The following is a 15658-nucleotide window of genomic DNA, read 5'->3' as shown; positions in this document are numbered from 1 at the left end:
ATACAATGATAGTAATGAGAAAATTATGGCGAAAATTAAAGCAGTTTTTTAAACTGCATGTTACAATAGATTTTATGCAAAAAGAGCGGAGTGTGAATCATGGAGAAACGCGATTACTACGAGGTGCTTGGTTTAACGAAATCGGCTTCTAAAGATGATATTAAAAAAGCATATCGTAAATTATCAAAGCAATACCATCCTGACTTAAATAAAGAGCCAGGTGCAGATGAAAAATTCAAAGAAATTGCTGAGGCTTACGAAGTTCTAAGTGACGATCAGAAAAAAGCGCGCTATGACCAATTTGGCCATGAAGATCCTAACGCAGGCTTTGGCGGCGGTGGCTTCGGAGGCGGCGGCTTTGGCGGCTTCGAGGATATTTTCAGTTCATTCTTTGGTGGCGGTGGACGACGTCAAGATCCGAATGCACCACGCAAAGGTGATGATTTGCAATATCGCATGAATATTAAATTTGAGGAAGCGATTTTCGGGAAAGAAACAGAAATCGAGATTCCAAAAGATGAAACATGTGATACTTGTCATGGCTCTGGAGCAAAACCAGGGACATCACCAGAAACATGTTCGACATGTAAAGGTGCTGGGCAAATTAACCAAGCAGTCGATACACCTTTTGGTCGCATGATGAATCGTCGTACTTGTTCAACATGTCAAGGAACAGGTAAAATCATTAAAGAAAAATGTTCAACTTGTCGTGGAGAAGGGAAAATTCAAAAACGTAAAACAATCAAAGTGTCTATTCCAGCAGGTGTAGATGACGGTCAACAAATTCGTGTGTCGGGTCAGGGTGAACCAGGTATTAATGGCGGTCCAGCTGGTGACCTATACATTATGTTCCGTGTTCAAGGGCACAATGAATTTGAACGTGATGGAGATGATATCTACTACGAATTAAAATTAACATTCCCTCAAGCAGCACTAGGTGATGAAATTGAGGTACCAACTGTGCATGGAAAAGTAAAATTACGTATTCCTGCAGGCACACAATCAGGTGCTCAATTCCGCTTGAAAGATAAAGGCGTTAAAAATGTGCATGGGTATGGAACAGGTAACCAATATGTCACAGTTAAAGTTGTCACACCAGAAAAACTAACAGAGAAACAAAAACAATTACTACGTGAATTTGCAGAAATCAGTGGTGATATTCCAGAAGAACAAGGAAGCTCACTATTTGATAAAATCAAGAAAAAATTCCAAGGTGAATAATTAGAGGAGCTGAAGAGCTACGTGAAGTGGTCAGAATTATCCATTCATACAAAAAATGAAGCGGTGGAAGCAATTTCAAACATTTTGCATGAAGCAGGGGCTAGCGGTGTTGTTATTGAAGATTCAGCTGAATATGCGAAGCCACGGGAAGATCAATATGGAGAAATTTATGCGCTAAATGAAGATGATTTTCCAAAAGAGGGAGTCATCGTTAAAGCTTACCTATCAGAGTCTAGCTTTTTAAATGAAACAGTCGAAGAGATTAAGGCGGCCATTACAAATTTAACGAAATTTAACATTGATATTGGCGAAAATGTTGTTTCGATTGTAGAAGTGAACGAGGAAGATTGGGCAACAGCGTGGAAGCAATATTATCACCCTGTTAAAATTTCGGAACGCTTTACAATTGTACCGACATGGGAAGACTATTCACCCGTTTCAACGGATGAGTTAATCATTGAGTTAGATCCTGGCATGGCATTTGGAACAGGAACACATCCAACGACAGTAATGTGCTTACAAGGGCTGGAAAAGGTCGTGAAAGAAGGCGACACGGTTGTTGACATTGGCACAGGTTCAGGGGTTCTGTCCATTGGTGCTGCAATGCTAGGTGCAAAAAGTGTGCATGCCCTTGATTTAGACGAAGTTGCTGTACGTTCTGCTAAAGAAAATGTTGCGTTGAACAAAGTAAGCGATACAGTGCAAGTTTTCCATGGTAACCTATTGGATACTGTCAAGGAGCCAGCAGATGTTGTTGTTGCCAATATTTTAGCGGAAATCATAATGTCCTTTACTGACGATGCATTTACGATTGTCAAACCGGGTGGATTATACGTCACTTCAGGCATCATCGGAGCGAAACGAGATGATGTAAAAGCAGCACTAGAAGCTTCTGGCTTTGTTATTGAAGAAGTATTATTAATGGAAGATTGGGTAGCGATTATCGCCCGTCGTCCACTATAAATGAACCGAGGAAGCGCAAATTGTGAGCCGAGTGCTGACGATTTGGCGCTTCTTCTATTGAGAGGAGTGAGCAGTATGCAACGCTATTTTATTGAGACGGCCATTCATGAAGCGCGCATTACAGGTGAAGATGCCCGTCATATTATGCGTGTTATGCGGATGAAAGAAGGTGCTGAAATCATCGTTGTGGCACAAGACACAGCTTATATTTGTACGATTACGGCTTTTGAAGATGAGGATGTCTTAGTGCAAGCGACGGGACAAACCATTCCATCCCCTGAACTACCAGTGCGTGTAACAGTGGCGTGTGGGTTGCCTAAAGGCGATAAACTAGAGCTTATCACGCAAAAGGCAACGGAGCTAGGCATGTATGCTTTATTACCATTTGAAGCGGAACGTTCCATTGTGAAATGGGATGTGAAAAAGGGTGCAAAAAAACAAGAGCGCTTGCAAAAAATTGCAAAAGAGGCAGCGGAACAATCACATCGCACACATATTCCCCAAATCTATGAACCGATTCACTTTAAGCAGCTTGTGTCACAAATAGGAGACTTCGATGCGGTTTTTATTGCAGATGAAGAGGATGCCAAAGCCGAAAAGCGAACAAGGTTTGCGGATAAGCTAAAAACCATGGTTGACAAGCAAGCAAAATCCATCCTTATCGTCTTTGGACCAGAAGGTGGGATTGCGCGTAAGGAAGCTGAAATGTTAATGCAAGCAGGTGCCCAAACAATGTCTCTAGGACCAAGAATTTTACGAGCAGAAACGGCGCCTCTTTATGCATTATCTGCAATATCGTATGAATTTGAATAAAACTGCGGTTTAGCCTTGTGGTATTGCTATTTTTTGCAAGTGGAACTGTCACGGAGTAAAGCATTTTACCAGTGTGTAAATCCCTTTGTAAAGCGCGTTTTAAGAAAGCTGCTGTCTGCACATGCAGGTGGCAGTTTTTTAGTCAATGGTTGTAGGGAATTACTGCTAGATAAGAAAAGCATGATGCAATCGAGCGAATTTACCGTAGAAGCAAATTTTAAAGTAGTGCTGAGAAGGGGAAAATTTTTGAAAAAATAGATTGGTTAATGTCAAAGGATTACAGGAATAAAAAAGCCCAATTGTTAGCTTTATCTAACAATTGGAGCGATTATAGTGCTTGAAAGTTGCCTGTTAGATCAGTTTATTTATTTTAAGGCTTCTTGCATAAAAACTTTCATCTTGCTACTTAATACTGTTAATTCACCAATAATTTCGCTGAAATCTTGAACTAGTTGAGCCTGTTCATTTGTTGCACCATTAATTTGCCCCATGTTTTGTTTCAGATTTTCAAGGCTACTATTAATATTTCGTAATGACGTTTCAATACTTTCTGTCGCGTTCGATGTTTCAGAAGAAAGTTTTCTTACTTCTTGTGCCACAATATTAAAACCAGCGCCATGTTGACCAGCACGAGCTGCTTCAATCGATGCATTTAAGCCAAGTAAATTTGTTTGACGCGAGATGCTTTTTATTAAATTGGTTACTTCGTGTGTTTTTTTAGCATCATCTAGTGCGTGCTGTGCTTGCGTGTTAATTTCGTCACTAGTGGCTGCTAGCTCCTCAGAATGAGAAGCTACGTTATGTACTTTATCTTGTAAACTGTTAATAATAGCTTCCATTTTATTCATATATTCTTCAAGTTTAAGTTTGTTGTCGATTGGTAAACCAAAAGCAAGTGCTCCCACAACTTTACCATGTTCACGAATTGGAAAAGCAAATGCATAAATGAAAATTCCGTAAACATCTTCTGGGATAATGATATCTGAATTTTGCCCTTTTAAAGCAGTGTAAATATTCTCATCGTTAGCGTTTACTTTGTGCCCGTCTTGATAACCTACATCGATGCGTTTACCAGCTAAACATTTTACAACAGTTTCAGTTTCTTTATCAATAACCGCTACTATTGCTTCTTCTTTTAATGCTAAGTGAATATAGGGTACTGAAAGAGATAATGCTTCAAGAATGTTCATACTAATTCCTCCGTTTTTTGTAAACCGTTTAAGGGCACTATTAGTTATGTAATCATACAATTACATTGAAAGTATATCATTTCACCAGCTTTGTTGCTATATTGGAAAAAAGAAATGTATTTTATAATATGACAATAAAAAACAATTAAATGATAAAAGAGGATGACAATTACTGATAGAAGGTTTCGTTTTCAAAGGTGATATTATATTGAGATAATTGATAGCAGAGCGTGTTAAAGTTCGGCAGTAGCTATTTGTTATGCTTAGTTATTTTATAAAAAAATCTAATAAGTACTGATTTTAAAAGGTTTGTGTTATTATAGTTCTCGTATCTAAAATAAGAACACAAAAAAATACTTATAAATACGAAACACAATGTTATGTGATGTTGAAAGGATGAAATTAATTATGAGTTACGCGCCTCCAAAAACCGTATCTCTATATACGCTAGGTTGTAAAGTAAATCATTATGAAACAGAAGCTATTTGGCAACTGTTTAAAGAAGAAGGCTATGAACGTACGGAGTTTGATCATAAAGCGGACGTTTATGTGATTAATACATGTACAGTAACAAATACGGGTGATAAAAAATCACGTCAAGTTATTCGCAGAGCTGTCCGTCAAAATCCGGATGCTGTTATTTGTGTAACAGGCTGTTATGCGCAAACATCGCCAGCAGAAATTATGGCTATTCCTGGTGTTGATATTGTGGTAGGGACACAGGACCGTACAAAATTACTAGGCTATATTGAACAATATCGTAATGAGCGTCAACCGATTAATGCTGTACGCAACATTATGAAAAACCGTGTATATGAAGAGTTAGATGTACCGGCATTTACAGACCGAACACGTGCATCGTTAAAAATCCAAGAGGGTTGCAATAACTTCTGTACATTTTGTATTATTCCTTGGGCGCGTGGTTTAATGCGCTCTCGTGATCCACAAGAAGTTGTCAAACAAGCCCAACAGTTAGTAGATGCTGGTTATCTTGAAATTGTGCTAACAGGTATTCATACAGGGGGCTATGGTCAAGACTTAAAAGACTATAACCTTGCACAGTTGTTACGTGATTTAGAAGCGAATGTAAAAGGATTGAAACGTTTACGTATTTCTTCTATTGAAGCAAGCCAACTAACAGATGAAGTCATTGAGGTTTTACGTGACTCAAAAATCGTTGTCAATCATTTACACATTCCAATTCAATCTGGTTCGGATACGGTTTTAAAACGTATGCGTCGAAAATATACGATGGCATTTTTCGGTGAGCGCTTAACAAAATTACATGAAGCTTTACCAGATTTAGCTGTTACTTCCGATGTAATTGTTGGTTTCCCAGGGGAGACAGAAGAAGAATTTATGGAAACCTACAACTTTATTCGTGACCATAAGTTTTCTGAATTACATGTTTTCCCATTCTCACCTCGTACAGGCACGCCGGCAGCACGTATGGAAGACCAAGTGGATGAGGACATTAAAAATGAGCGCGTGCATCGTTTAATCGCTTTAAACGACCAACTAGCAAAGGAATATGCTTGTCGTTTTGAAAATGATGTGTTAGAAGTAATCCCAGAGGAATTTGTTCATGATGGTAGTGATGAAGAAGGTTTATTAACAGGTTATACTGATAACTATTTAAAAGTAGTATTTGAAGGACCTGAAAACCTTATTGGTCAACTTGTAAAAGTCAAAATTACACAAGCAGGCTATCCACATTCTAAAGGGCAGTTTGTACGTTTACTAGAAACGGTAAAATAATTGATAAAGGATTGTCTATCTGTTGAAGATGGACAATCCTTTTTACTTCATAATAATGAGCTTGTATGGGCATGATAAAATTTAATAATTTATAAAATTAGTCTTTGTAGCACATATTTTTATTGGCTAGACTGGCTCTCGTGTAACGATTATTAGACGGAAACGTGAAAACATGTTATCATTCCAAAGAGGTACGGACAACTTAAGTTAGAAGGAGCGCTTGTTAAATGAAAACAAATTATGCAAGTATGATTGATCACACGTTATTAAAGGCGGAGGCAACGAAAGAGCAAATTGAAAAGTTATGTGCTGAGGCTAAAGAATTTGGCTTTGCATCAGTTTGCGTAAATCCAACTTGGGTAAAATATTGCAGCGAGCTATTACAAAATTCAAATGTTTTAGTTTGTACCGTTATTGGTTTTCCGTTAGGTGCTAATACAACCGCTGTAAAAGTATTTGAGGCAAAAGATGCAATTGCTAACGGTGCACAAGAAGTCGACATGGTTATTAATATTGGGGCATTAAAAGACCAAAACTTTGAATTAGTGCAATCAGATATTGCTGCAGTGGTGGAAGCGGCTAAAGGCAATGCGATTGTTAAAGTGATTATCGAAACATGCCTACTAACCGAAGAAGAGAAAGTAAAGGCATGTGAACTTTCAGTGGCTGCCGGAGCAGATTTCGTCAAAACGTCAACAGGTTTTTCTACAGGTGGAGCAACAGCAGAGGACATTGCCTTGATGCGCAAAACAGTTGGTCCAGAGCTAGGTGTAAAAGCTTCTGGTGGCGTTCGCAGTTTAGAAGATATGCAAAAAATGGTCGAAGCAGGTGCTACCCGAATTGGGGCAAGCTCTGGTGTAGCGATTGTGAAAGGCTTAATTGCAGATTCTAATTATTAATGTTCACATCATTTAATAGCGGTCTTTAGAAAATAGTGTATGGGGGGATTTCTCCGGTACACTATTTTTTTAATTACCACTAAAGATCGTACTTCCAATCAACCATCTATATTACGCTAACTTGTCTATAGAATAATTAATTTTTCCTTCTCATATACTCGAATGACGTAAATGCGTTTTGAAAGGAGGATTTTATGTTTACGCAATTTAAATATTGGCGGCCTTATATCAGTCCATTCGACCCTTGTAAACCGATTGAAGTCAAAAGTTATTCAACACCTCCGCAATTGTATATAGGCTTTCAACCACCTGGACTACCACAATTTCAAACTGCCAAGGAAGCGCTGAAATTTGGCACTTTATACTTCAATTTTTTAGCCCATATCCGAATCCTGAGAGAGGTGAGATGAAAGGTGAGTAAAAAAATGCCACCAGAATTTTACGAGCTTCTCGAGGAAATTCAGTATCGATTTTGTTTTAGTTGAATTAAATCTTTATTTAGATACACATCCTCACGATTATACAGCGATCACACAATTTAATGAAAATGCTGAAAAAAGTATGCGCTTAAAAATTGATTTTGAGCAAAAATATGGACCACTCATGAACTTTGGAAGAAGCTATTCGAATTATCCGTTTAATTGGGTCGACACGCCATACTTTGGCAAGTGTAACATCTTATGAAAAACGTTTGGATTAGGGGAAAGATGTTTGTGGTATTATGAAAAAAAGCTCCAATATCCAGTGAAAGTTAGTACATGTAACCCGATGCTTGCGAAATTTTTAATAGAGCAGTACGGGGGTGCTGATGGGGAGCTGGCTGCAGCACTTCGGTATATGAATCAGCGTTACACTTTACCTGATAAAGTAGTTGGTTTGCTGACGGATATAGCGACGGAAGAGTTTTCACATCTCGAAATGATTGCGACGATGATTTATAAATTAACGAAGGACGCCACGCCACAGCAGTTAAAAGAAGCGGGAATTGGTGATTATTATGTGAATCATGATAAAGCTTTGTTTTATCAAAATGCAGCCGGTGTGCCATTTACCGCAAGCTACATTCAGGCAAAGGGAGATCCCATTGCTGACCTTTATGAAGATATTGCTGCAGAAGAAAAGGCACGTGCCACATACCAATGGATTATCGACTTATCCGATGACCCTGATTTGAATGATAGTTTAATTTTCCTAAGAGAAAGAGAAATCATCCATTCCCAACGCTTTAGAGAAGCGGTCGAACTATTAAAAGAAGATGGTAACACAAAGAAAATTTTTTAAAATACGACATAAGGGATATTCGTACAGGTTTGCTTCTGTAACAAAACGTAGATGAGATAAAACTTAGCTGATAAGGCAAACGCTTGTGGATAACAACACCGTAGTGAAAATCAACGGTAAAGCAATAAAGTGTTAGATTATTGGTAGTCAATCTAACACTTTTTCTCATTTTGCTAATTAGCCTATTCAATATTGGAAAATTGCGCAATATCTTTACGATGACCAATCATGACTAAAATATCTTCTTGTTCAATTAATTGTTCTGGAGATGGAGAGATAATGATATCTACTCCTCTTACAATGGCAATAACACTGACATTGTATTTAGCACGTAAATCTAAATCGCGTAAATTTTTATTAGCCATTTTGGGAGGAATCATTATTTCTTCTATACTATAGTCTTTCGATAACTCAATATAATTTAACATATTAGGGGAGAGCAACTGATTTGCTACTCGCTCACCCATATCGCGTTCAGGATAAATAATCCAATCTGCGCCTACTTTATCTAATACTTGCCCATGTCTTTTCCCAAGCGCTTTAGCAATAATTTTTTTTATGCCAAGTTCTTTTAGCAATGAAACAGTTAAAATACTGGATTGCATATCGTTACCTATAGCAACAATGACACAGTCGAAATTTCCTATTCCAATGGAGGTTAGCGCCTTCTCTTCAGTCGTATCCGCAACGACTGCATGTGTTACATAAAGCTCGGCATCTTCAACCCTCTCCTCGTTAATATCGATTCCAAGCACCTGTTGGCCAGCTTCATGTAATCTTCTAGCAACACTTACTCCGAATCTACCTAAGCCGATGATGGCATATTGATTGATGGTCATAGTCGTTAGCTCCTCTTGAATTTAATTAACCGATCATTATATTTCCTTTTGGATGATGGAAAGCTTCTGGCTTTCGTCGTTTTGTAATAGCAAAAGCAATCGTTAGAGGACCAAGTCTACCAGCAAACATTGTTAAAATAATGAGTATACGACCAGCAGGCGTCAATTCAGGAGTTAGCCCCATGGAAAGTCCAACAGTACCAAAGGCAGATGTAGCCTCAAACAAATACATCATAAAACTATGTTTTTGTTCGGTAATGCTAAGAAAGATGGTGACAAACACCACAATGACCATCCCGCACATTGCCACGGTTAATGCCTTTAAAATGGTTTCAATCACAATTCTACGACGAAATAAAACAACATCTTCCTTCCCTCTAATTTGCGCCCAAAGCGTAGCAGCTAAAACGGCAAACGTTGTTATTTTAATCCCACCAGCGGTAGAACCAGACCCCGCTCCGATAAACATCAATAAAATAGTTAAAAACAATGTAGAGTGAGTCAAATCCCCGATAGGTAAAGTATTCGATCCAGCAGTCCTTGGTGTAACAGCCTGATAGAAAGAGCCCAAAATTTTACCCATTCCCGTTAAATCACCAATTGTTTTACTATTGCTATATTCAAATAAAAATATTAAAAGGGTAGAACCCACTGTTAAAATAACTGTGGCTGATAATACAATTTTAGAATGGACCGAAAGACGTTTTGTTTCACGATATTCATATAACTCATTCATGACGATAAACCCTAAACCACCAATTGTAATCAGCGCACAAATGGTTAACACAACAAATGGATCAGCTACATATGCTGTTAAACCTTGAAACCCTCCCATTAAGTCAAAGCCAGCATTGTTAAAGTTCGAAATTGAGTGGAAAAAACCAAAGTAAATGGCTTTGCTAATCGGCATATCAAATGAAAATCGAATCGATAAGATAAGCCCTCCAATTAGTTCAATAAGTGCTGTAAATAACAAAATTCTTTTCACCAATTTCACAAGACCAGCCATCGAAATATTATTAAAGGCTTCTTTTAACAATAGCCTTTCTTTTAAAGAGATTTTTTTCCCTAACAACAAAAATAATAATGTTGCAAAAGTCATAAATCCTAAGCCCCCGATTTGAATAAGAGCCAGAATAACGATTTCACCAAACATTGTAAAGGTGTCTCCTGTATCAACTACAATTAAACCTGTTACACATGTGGCGGAAGTAGCAGTAAACACGGCATTTAAAAAAGGTAGGCCATTTCCATCCTCTGTAGCAATCGGCAAAGTGAGCAAACATGCCCCAATAAAAATAATAATGGCAAAACCAAGTACAAGAATTTTTGGTGGACTTAAATAATGTATCAATTTTTTCATCGATGTCTCCTAACTGTTTACAAAACATGTGAGCCTTTCATATCCATATTTGGGCATAAGAAAAAGACCCTCATGGTTAGAATGTTGGATTGGGCATCACAAAAAAACTAATGAATGGTGGTCTTTATGACCTCCTTCGCTTTAGCCGACGAAGTTAGCTGACGGGTAGGATGGCGAAAGAGAACTCATCCCTTCTACATATGCAGAATTAACCCCAAAATATTGGGTCCTCCGTACTCACAAAAAATTTGAGATTTGGCTGTTATGAAATTGAATGGGATTATTTTACGCCCAACTAATATTTTTTGTAAAGCCCTTATTTAAAATAAAATTTCTTCACCTTATTGTTCACGTTAAAGCGCTATAAAATTCGGACAAAGTGGGTGTAAAAAATTCTCTGTGCTATTTCGAATACTTTCTATTGACCGTTAAAAGACAATACGGTATAATTTTTTAGTACACAACAGTTAGTTATTAGCCTAATTCGATTGTGTATTGACGTGTGTTCGGAGGGAGGGAAAGAGAGATGTCAAAAACTGTCGTTCGCAAAAACGAATCGCTTGAAGATGCTCTTCGCCGCTTCAAACGTACTGTATCAAAAAGTGGTACAATTCAAGAAGTTAGAAAGCGCGAGTTCTACGAAAAACCTAGCGTAAAACGTAAAAAGAAATCAGAAGCTGCACGTAAACGTAAGTGGTAATTTAATTTCCCATTAAAAATCCCTACGTTCAAAACACGCAATTGTATGATTCACTGAGCAGACAATGATATACCTGGAATTAATTGCACTAGCGATTAATTCTGGGTATTTTGCATGATGCTCCATTTTGCGGTACATATTCGAAAAAAAGGCCGAATGAAGTCACTCAAGATTTCATTCGGTTTTTTCATATCCATTATCAACACAACTATTAAATCCATCCAACCGAAGATAAAAAACAACCTTTCATTAAAATTTCACTGTATAATAAAAATAAACAATATTTTGTGAAACTTATTACAAAGTCTATCGTATATACAGTAGAGAAGCATGTTAGAAGGGAGGGAAAAAGATGCGACAAAAAAGGAGAATACTAAGCTATATCATCATCATTTGGATGACAGTTTTGGTAGCGTTTCCATTGACTACAGCTTTCGCGAGTAGCAAGGTTTACCACGTACCGATTCATGATGAAGTAGAACGTGGACTTCACGCATTTTTGGAACGAGCTTTTAAAGAGGCAGAAGAAAATTATGCAGAAGCGATTGTACTGGAGATACATACGCCGGGTGGGTTCGTCAATGCAGCTAGTGACATCGCCATGCTTATGGATGCCACAGAAATTCGTACAATTGCTTTTATTAACAAAGATGCGCATTCCGCTGGTGCTTTTTTAGCCTTACATGCAGATGAAATATATATGGTACCAAATGGAACAATTGGCGCAGCGGCTGTCATCGATTCAGTGGGGAATGCAGCGGACAATAAGGCGCATAGTGCGTGGTTAGCACAAATGCAGGCAGCAGCCGAAACATCTGAACGTGACCCGAAATATGCATTAGCAATGGCTGATCCAAAGATTAATTTGCCAGAATATCGTGCTGGGGGAGATAATTTATTGACATTATCTGCTGCAGAAGCAAAAAAGGTCCGCTATTCTGAAGGAACGGTTGCTAACTTTCAAGAGCTTTTGGCGGTAACGGGGCTAAAAGGTAGTGATATTGTACCGATTGAGCCAACATTCGCTGAAAAAATTGCTCGTTTTATTACGAACCCGCTAATTATACCTATTTTGTTGTCCGTTGCTAGTTTAGGGCTTGTTATGGAGCTCTATTCGCCTGGATTTGGCGTTCCGGGTATAATGGGATTGTCAGCTCTCGGATTATTTTTCTTCGGTCATATGGTGGCAGGCTTTGCAGGATATGAAACATTGTTACTTTTCATCGCAGGGCTAGCCCTCGTTATCGCAGAATTTTTTGTCCCCGGAGGCATTGTTGGTATTTTAGGTGGTGTGCTTATAATACTTAGCTTGCTGCTAGCAGGTGCGAATATAACACAAATGATTATAGCGATCGTTATTGCACTTGTAGTGGCCATAATAGGAATGGTGGTCCTGATGAAATTTTTCGGTAAAAAAATGCATGTTTTAAACAAGTTAGTGTTGATGGATGCAACAACGACGGAAGAAGGCTATGTGTCTAACGTTAATCGCACAGAGTTGTTAGGAAAAGTGGGGGTAACAATTACACCGCTTCGTCCTGCAGGTACAATTCGTTTTGTTAATGAGCGTATTGATGTAGTATCAGAAGGTGGCTACGTTGATGTAGGCAAAAATGTAGAAGTAATTAAAGTTGAAGGCTCACGCATTGTCGTGAGACAAACAGAAAAAGAGATGGAGGAATAATAACATGGGATTTGATTTAGCTCTAATGGGTCCAATTGTCGGGCTAGTCTTATTATTTATTGTAGTCGCTGTATTCTTTACTTTTGTACCAGTGGCGCTGTGGATTTCAGCTCTTGCAGCAGGTGTCCGCGTTAGTATTTTCACATTAATCGGAATGCGCTTACGTCGTGTCATTCCATCGCGTATCGTCAATCCGTTAATTAAAGCCCATAAAGCTGGCTTACCAGTAACTATTAATCAGTTAGAAAGTCACTATTTAGCAGGTGGTAATGTAGATCGTGTCGTAAATGCACTAATTGCTGCTCACCGTGCGAATATTGAACTAACATTTGAACGTTGTGCTGCGATTGATCTTGCGGGTCGTGATGTATTAGAAGCGGTACAAATGTCAGTTAACCCAAAAGTAATTGAAACACCATTTATTGCAGGTGTTGCAATGAACGGGATTGAAGTAAAAGCGAAAGCACGTATTACTGTGCGTGCTAACATCGAACGTTTAGTCGGTGGTGCAGGGGAAGAAACAGTTATTGCCCGTGTAGGTGAAGGGATCGTTTCTACAATCGGTAGTGCAACAAGCCATACAACAGTCCTTGAAAATCCGGATATGATTTCGCAAACCGTGTTATCTAAAGGCTTAGACTCGGGAACAGCATTTGAAATCTTATCGATTGATATTGCGGATGTTGATATCGGTAAAAATATCGGTGCGGAATTACAGATTGAACAAGCACAGGCGGATAAAAACATCGCCCAAGCGAAAGCTGAAGAACGCCGAGCGATGGCGGTAGCAAATGAGCAAGAAATGATTGCCCGCGTTCAAGAAATGAAAGCGAAAGTAGTGGAGGCAGAAGCAGAAGTTCCGCAAGCGATGGCAGAAGCTTTACGCTCTGGTAATCTTGGTATTATGGATTACATGAATTATCGTAACATTCAAGCGGATACAGCTATGCGTGATTCTATTTCTAAAGTAAGCCTAGATAAATCAGAACCAAATGAACCGAACGTATAACATACGGAAAGGAGCGAGTGCTAACAAATGGAACAACTCATTTTATTTGCAATTATTGCCATAGTCAGCTCGCTTTTCGGAAAATTAAAAAACCAAAAAGAACAAAAGCCAATGCCCCCTTTCAATAAATCGGCTCAACCTTCCACTCATATGGAAGTAGATGAGCCGATGCAACATCAGCCAACGACTAAAAGGCAGAGCTTCGAGGATTTTGCACGAGAGTTTTTAGGGGAAATGAAAGCGGAAATGACGACAGACATGCCGGAAAAACGAGTGGAACCAAGAGAGGAAAGTGTGAAGGAACACATTCCTAGCTATGTAGCACCACCGTTAACGCCGACTGAACCTTCTAGTCGTAAAATTGAACGACCTAGCCTTGGTCGTTTAGCTGCAGGGAAAAAAGAAAGAACAGTTGCAGCAGCCAATAATGGATTTCAACTACCAAATTCTCAAAAGGCAATTGTGCAAGCAGTGGTAATGGCTGAAATTTTAGGTCCACCAAAAGCAAAACGAAAATAACTAGCATGTCCTCCTTTTTTGGCGCATATATTGCCGAAGAAGGAGGCATTTTTTATGAAAAAATTATTTCAATTAACGCCACTACTTGAATTAACACAGTATGAAACATTAAAAATTATCGGTCCATATCGCTTTTTACATGCGGACGCTACATCGTGCTCGTTTATTTATGCAGATTATCATATTATTGTGCGTGGAAAATCCGTTGCTATAAATGCAATTAAAGAAGAAATGCTTCATCTTTCAGTAGAGGATTTGCAAGAATTACATGTGAAAATGACTAAAGATTTGGGTGTGAGCAATCATGTGGAATAATCGACCGATTATCATACGTATAAAGCGTCATGAAAATGTTCATCCTTTTATTCAAGCATTGCATGCGCAACACATACCATTAAAGCGTGTCGTCTTTCGGGAGCAAGAAGTGACATTTGAAACGCATATGGGGTACTTGTCTAAAATTCGCCGTATACGCAGTCGCTATCGGCTTAAAATGACTGTTCATTATGCAGATGAACAACATGTTTTTCGAGCTCAACTTTGGACATTGCTTGGTTTGTTTATTATGATTTTAATCCCTTTACTATGTGCACAAGTAGTTTGGCGCGTCGATATTGAAGCGGCTACACCAGAATTGCAACAACAAATAGAGCGAACGTTTCAAGAAACTTTTAGGCTAGAAACACCTATGACGAAAAAAGTGTTACCGTCAGATGCAGTAATTAGGCAAAGTCTGTTAGAAAAGCATCGAGATTTAGCATGGGTGCATATTGAAAAACACGGTGGTCGAGTTATTTTAAGACCACAGGAATCGCCTAAGAAAACGGAGCTGACAACAGAAAAACTTGCCACGCATTTAGTCGCTACAAAAAGTGGTGTTATTACACACTTTAATATTCAACATGGTGAGCGGAAAATTTCTGTAAATGATACAGCGTATGATGGGGACGTTCTAGTTAGTGGTGTCATTGAAAGTGGGGATGATCATGTTTTTGTTGGGGCAAAGGGAGAGGTATTTGCTGACTATTGGCTTGAATGCACATTTAAAATACCAACGAAGCTAACGCTCCAATCTTTGCAACAAAAGCAATGGCGTGTAGTCGTGAAAGGTATTCATAAAGAAGCGGTTGATTATGTACAAAAGAAAGACTTACCAAGTTGGTTAGATCCTTATGTTTCCATTGTGGAGGAACAGCAAACAAAAACGATGGAAATTACATTAGATGAATCTAAAATAGACACGTTGTTAATGCCACTACTTCATGAAAAGATGTTGCAATCCCTTCCTGCAAAAACAGTTATTAAGAAAGAAAACCTTTTACAGGCGAAGTGGGGGAATGGTACAGTTGAAGGGAAAGTTCTATTTTTAGTCAATGAAAACATTGCAAGTCCAATACAAGGGCTACAAGGAGAATGATT

General features: G+C 38.6%; 15 protein-coding genes, 2 pseudogenes and 1 riboswitch. Of the genes and pseudogenes, 14 read left to right on the top strand and 3 right to left on the bottom strand.

Annotated features, from left to right (window positions below; genetic code table 11):
* Window positions 1-99 precede the first annotated feature (99 nt).
* The 3 genes from dnaJ (at window position 100) to LO754_RS15610 (ending at window position 2997) form a co-directional block, all read left to right on the top strand.
* Window positions 100-1221 carry a molecular chaperone DnaJ gene (gene dnaJ, locus LO754_RS15620; protein ID WP_024363049.1) on the top strand — a complete coding sequence of 374 codons (1122 nt, stop codon included), beginning with the start codon at window positions 100-102 and terminating at the stop codon, window positions 1219-1221.
* A 21-nt stretch (window positions 1222-1242) separates the two neighbouring features.
* Window positions 1243-2184: a 50S ribosomal protein L11 methyltransferase gene (gene prmA, locus LO754_RS15615; protein ID WP_024363048.1), complete on the top strand. Its 942-nt coding sequence runs from the start codon at window positions 1243-1245 to the stop codon at window positions 2182-2184.
* 75 nt (window positions 2185-2259) lie between these two features.
* Window positions 2260-2997 carry a 16S rRNA (uracil(1498)-N(3))-methyltransferase gene (locus LO754_RS15610; RefSeq protein WP_231784747.1) on the top strand — a complete coding sequence of 246 codons (738 nt, stop codon included), beginning with the start codon at window positions 2260-2262 and terminating at the stop codon, window positions 2995-2997.
* Between the two features lie 365 nt (window positions 2998-3362).
* Here the strand turns inward: LO754_RS15610 and LO754_RS15605 are convergent, their stop codons facing one another.
* Window positions 3363-4187, bottom strand: coding sequence for a methyl-accepting chemotaxis protein (locus LO754_RS15605; RefSeq protein WP_025220032.1), 825 nt, complete (start codon window positions 4185-4187; stop codon window positions 3363-3365).
* 408 nt (window positions 4188-4595) lie between these two features.
* Here LO754_RS15605 and mtaB point away from each other — a divergent pair, with 408 nt between their 5' ends.
* The 5 genes and pseudogenes from mtaB to LO754_RS15580 all read left to right on the top strand — a co-directional run bounded on the left by mtaB (window position 4596) and on the right by LO754_RS15580 (window position 8125).
* The gene (mtaB, locus tag LO754_RS15600) at window positions 4596-5945 is read left to right on the top strand and encodes a tRNA (N(6)-L-threonylcarbamoyladenosine(37)-C(2))-methylthiotransferase MtaB (protein WP_024363045.1); all 1350 of its coding nucleotides are present in this window, start codon (window positions 4596-4598) and stop codon (window positions 5943-5945) included.
* A gap of 227 nt (window positions 5946-6172) precedes the next feature.
* Complete coding sequence (gene deoC, locus LO754_RS15595) at window positions 6173-6844, top strand: deoxyribose-phosphate aldolase (RefSeq protein ID WP_024363044.1); 672 nt, start codon at window positions 6173-6175, stop codon at window positions 6842-6844.
* A gap of 194 nt (window positions 6845-7038) precedes the next feature.
* Window positions 7039-7265, top strand: a pseudogene (locus tag LO754_RS15590) (spore coat protein CotJA).
* Window positions 7258-7518 (top strand): annotated as a pseudogene (locus LO754_RS15585) (spore coat protein CotJB). Before LO754_RS15590 ends, LO754_RS15585 begins: the two co-directional pseudogenes overlap by 8 nt.
* Window positions 7519-7555: 37 nt before the next feature.
* Window positions 7556-8125: a manganese catalase family protein gene (locus LO754_RS15580; protein ID WP_024363041.1), complete on the top strand. Its 570-nt coding sequence runs from the start codon at window positions 7556-7558 to the stop codon at window positions 8123-8125.
* 182 nt (window positions 8126-8307) lie between these two features.
* Here LO754_RS15580 and LO754_RS15575 read toward each other — a convergent pair whose 3' ends face one another.
* On the bottom strand, window positions 8308-8964 hold the full coding sequence (locus LO754_RS15575) for a potassium channel family protein (RefSeq protein ID WP_024363040.1): 657 nt from the start codon (window positions 8962-8964) through the stop codon (window positions 8308-8310).
* A 25-nt stretch (window positions 8965-8989) separates the two neighbouring features.
* Complete coding sequence (locus LO754_RS15570) at window positions 8990-10327, bottom strand: TrkH family potassium uptake protein (protein ID WP_231784746.1); 1338 nt, start codon at window positions 10325-10327, stop codon at window positions 8990-8992.
* A 128-nt stretch (window positions 10328-10455) separates the two neighbouring features.
* A riboswitch (cyclic di-AMP (ydaO/yuaA leader) is annotated at window positions 10456-10598 on the bottom strand.
* Between the two features lie 255 nt (window positions 10599-10853).
* On the opposite strand from LO754_RS15570, the gene rpsU reads away from it, so the two are divergent.
* The 6 genes from rpsU to LO754_RS15540 all read left to right on the top strand — a co-directional run bounded on the left by rpsU (window position 10854) and on the right by LO754_RS15540 (window position 15656).
* Window positions 10854-11027, top strand: coding sequence for a 30S ribosomal protein S21 (rpsU, locus tag LO754_RS15565; protein ID WP_004227078.1), 174 nt, complete (start codon window positions 10854-10856; stop codon window positions 11025-11027).
* A gap of 352 nt (window positions 11028-11379) precedes the next feature.
* Window positions 11380-12711 (top strand): NfeD family protein, encoded by a 1332-nt coding sequence (locus tag LO754_RS15560; RefSeq protein ID WP_024363038.1) that lies wholly within the window; start codon window positions 11380-11382, stop codon window positions 12709-12711.
* A gap of 4 nt (window positions 12712-12715) precedes the next feature.
* Window positions 12716-13720 carry a flotillin-like protein FloA gene (floA, locus tag LO754_RS15555; protein WP_024363037.1) on the top strand — a complete coding sequence of 335 codons (1005 nt, stop codon included), beginning with the start codon at window positions 12716-12718 and terminating at the stop codon, window positions 13718-13720.
* A gap of 27 nt (window positions 13721-13747) precedes the next feature.
* Window positions 13748-14239: a hypothetical protein gene (locus LO754_RS15550; RefSeq protein ID WP_231784745.1), complete on the top strand. Its 492-nt coding sequence runs from the start codon at window positions 13748-13750 to the stop codon at window positions 14237-14239.
* A 54-nt stretch (window positions 14240-14293) separates the two neighbouring features.
* The gene (locus LO754_RS15545; protein ID WP_024363035.1) at window positions 14294-14554 is read left to right on the top strand and encodes a hypothetical protein; all 261 of its coding nucleotides are present in this window, start codon (window positions 14294-14296) and stop codon (window positions 14552-14554) included.
* A complete protein-coding gene (locus LO754_RS15540) occupies window positions 14544-15656 on the top strand; it encodes a sporulation protein YqfD (protein WP_231784744.1) in 1113 nt (370 codons plus the stop codon). The genes LO754_RS15545 and LO754_RS15540 overlap by 11 nt, the downstream gene beginning before the upstream one ends.
* Window positions 15657-15658 lie beyond the last annotated feature (2 nt).

The organism is Lysinibacillus sp. GJ-1 (genome assembly GCF_021166035.1).
Classification (GTDB): domain Bacteria; phylum Bacillota; class Bacilli; order Bacillales_A; family Planococcaceae; genus Lysinibacillus; species Lysinibacillus sphaericus.
This window is presented reverse-complemented; position numbering and strand designations above follow the sequence as displayed.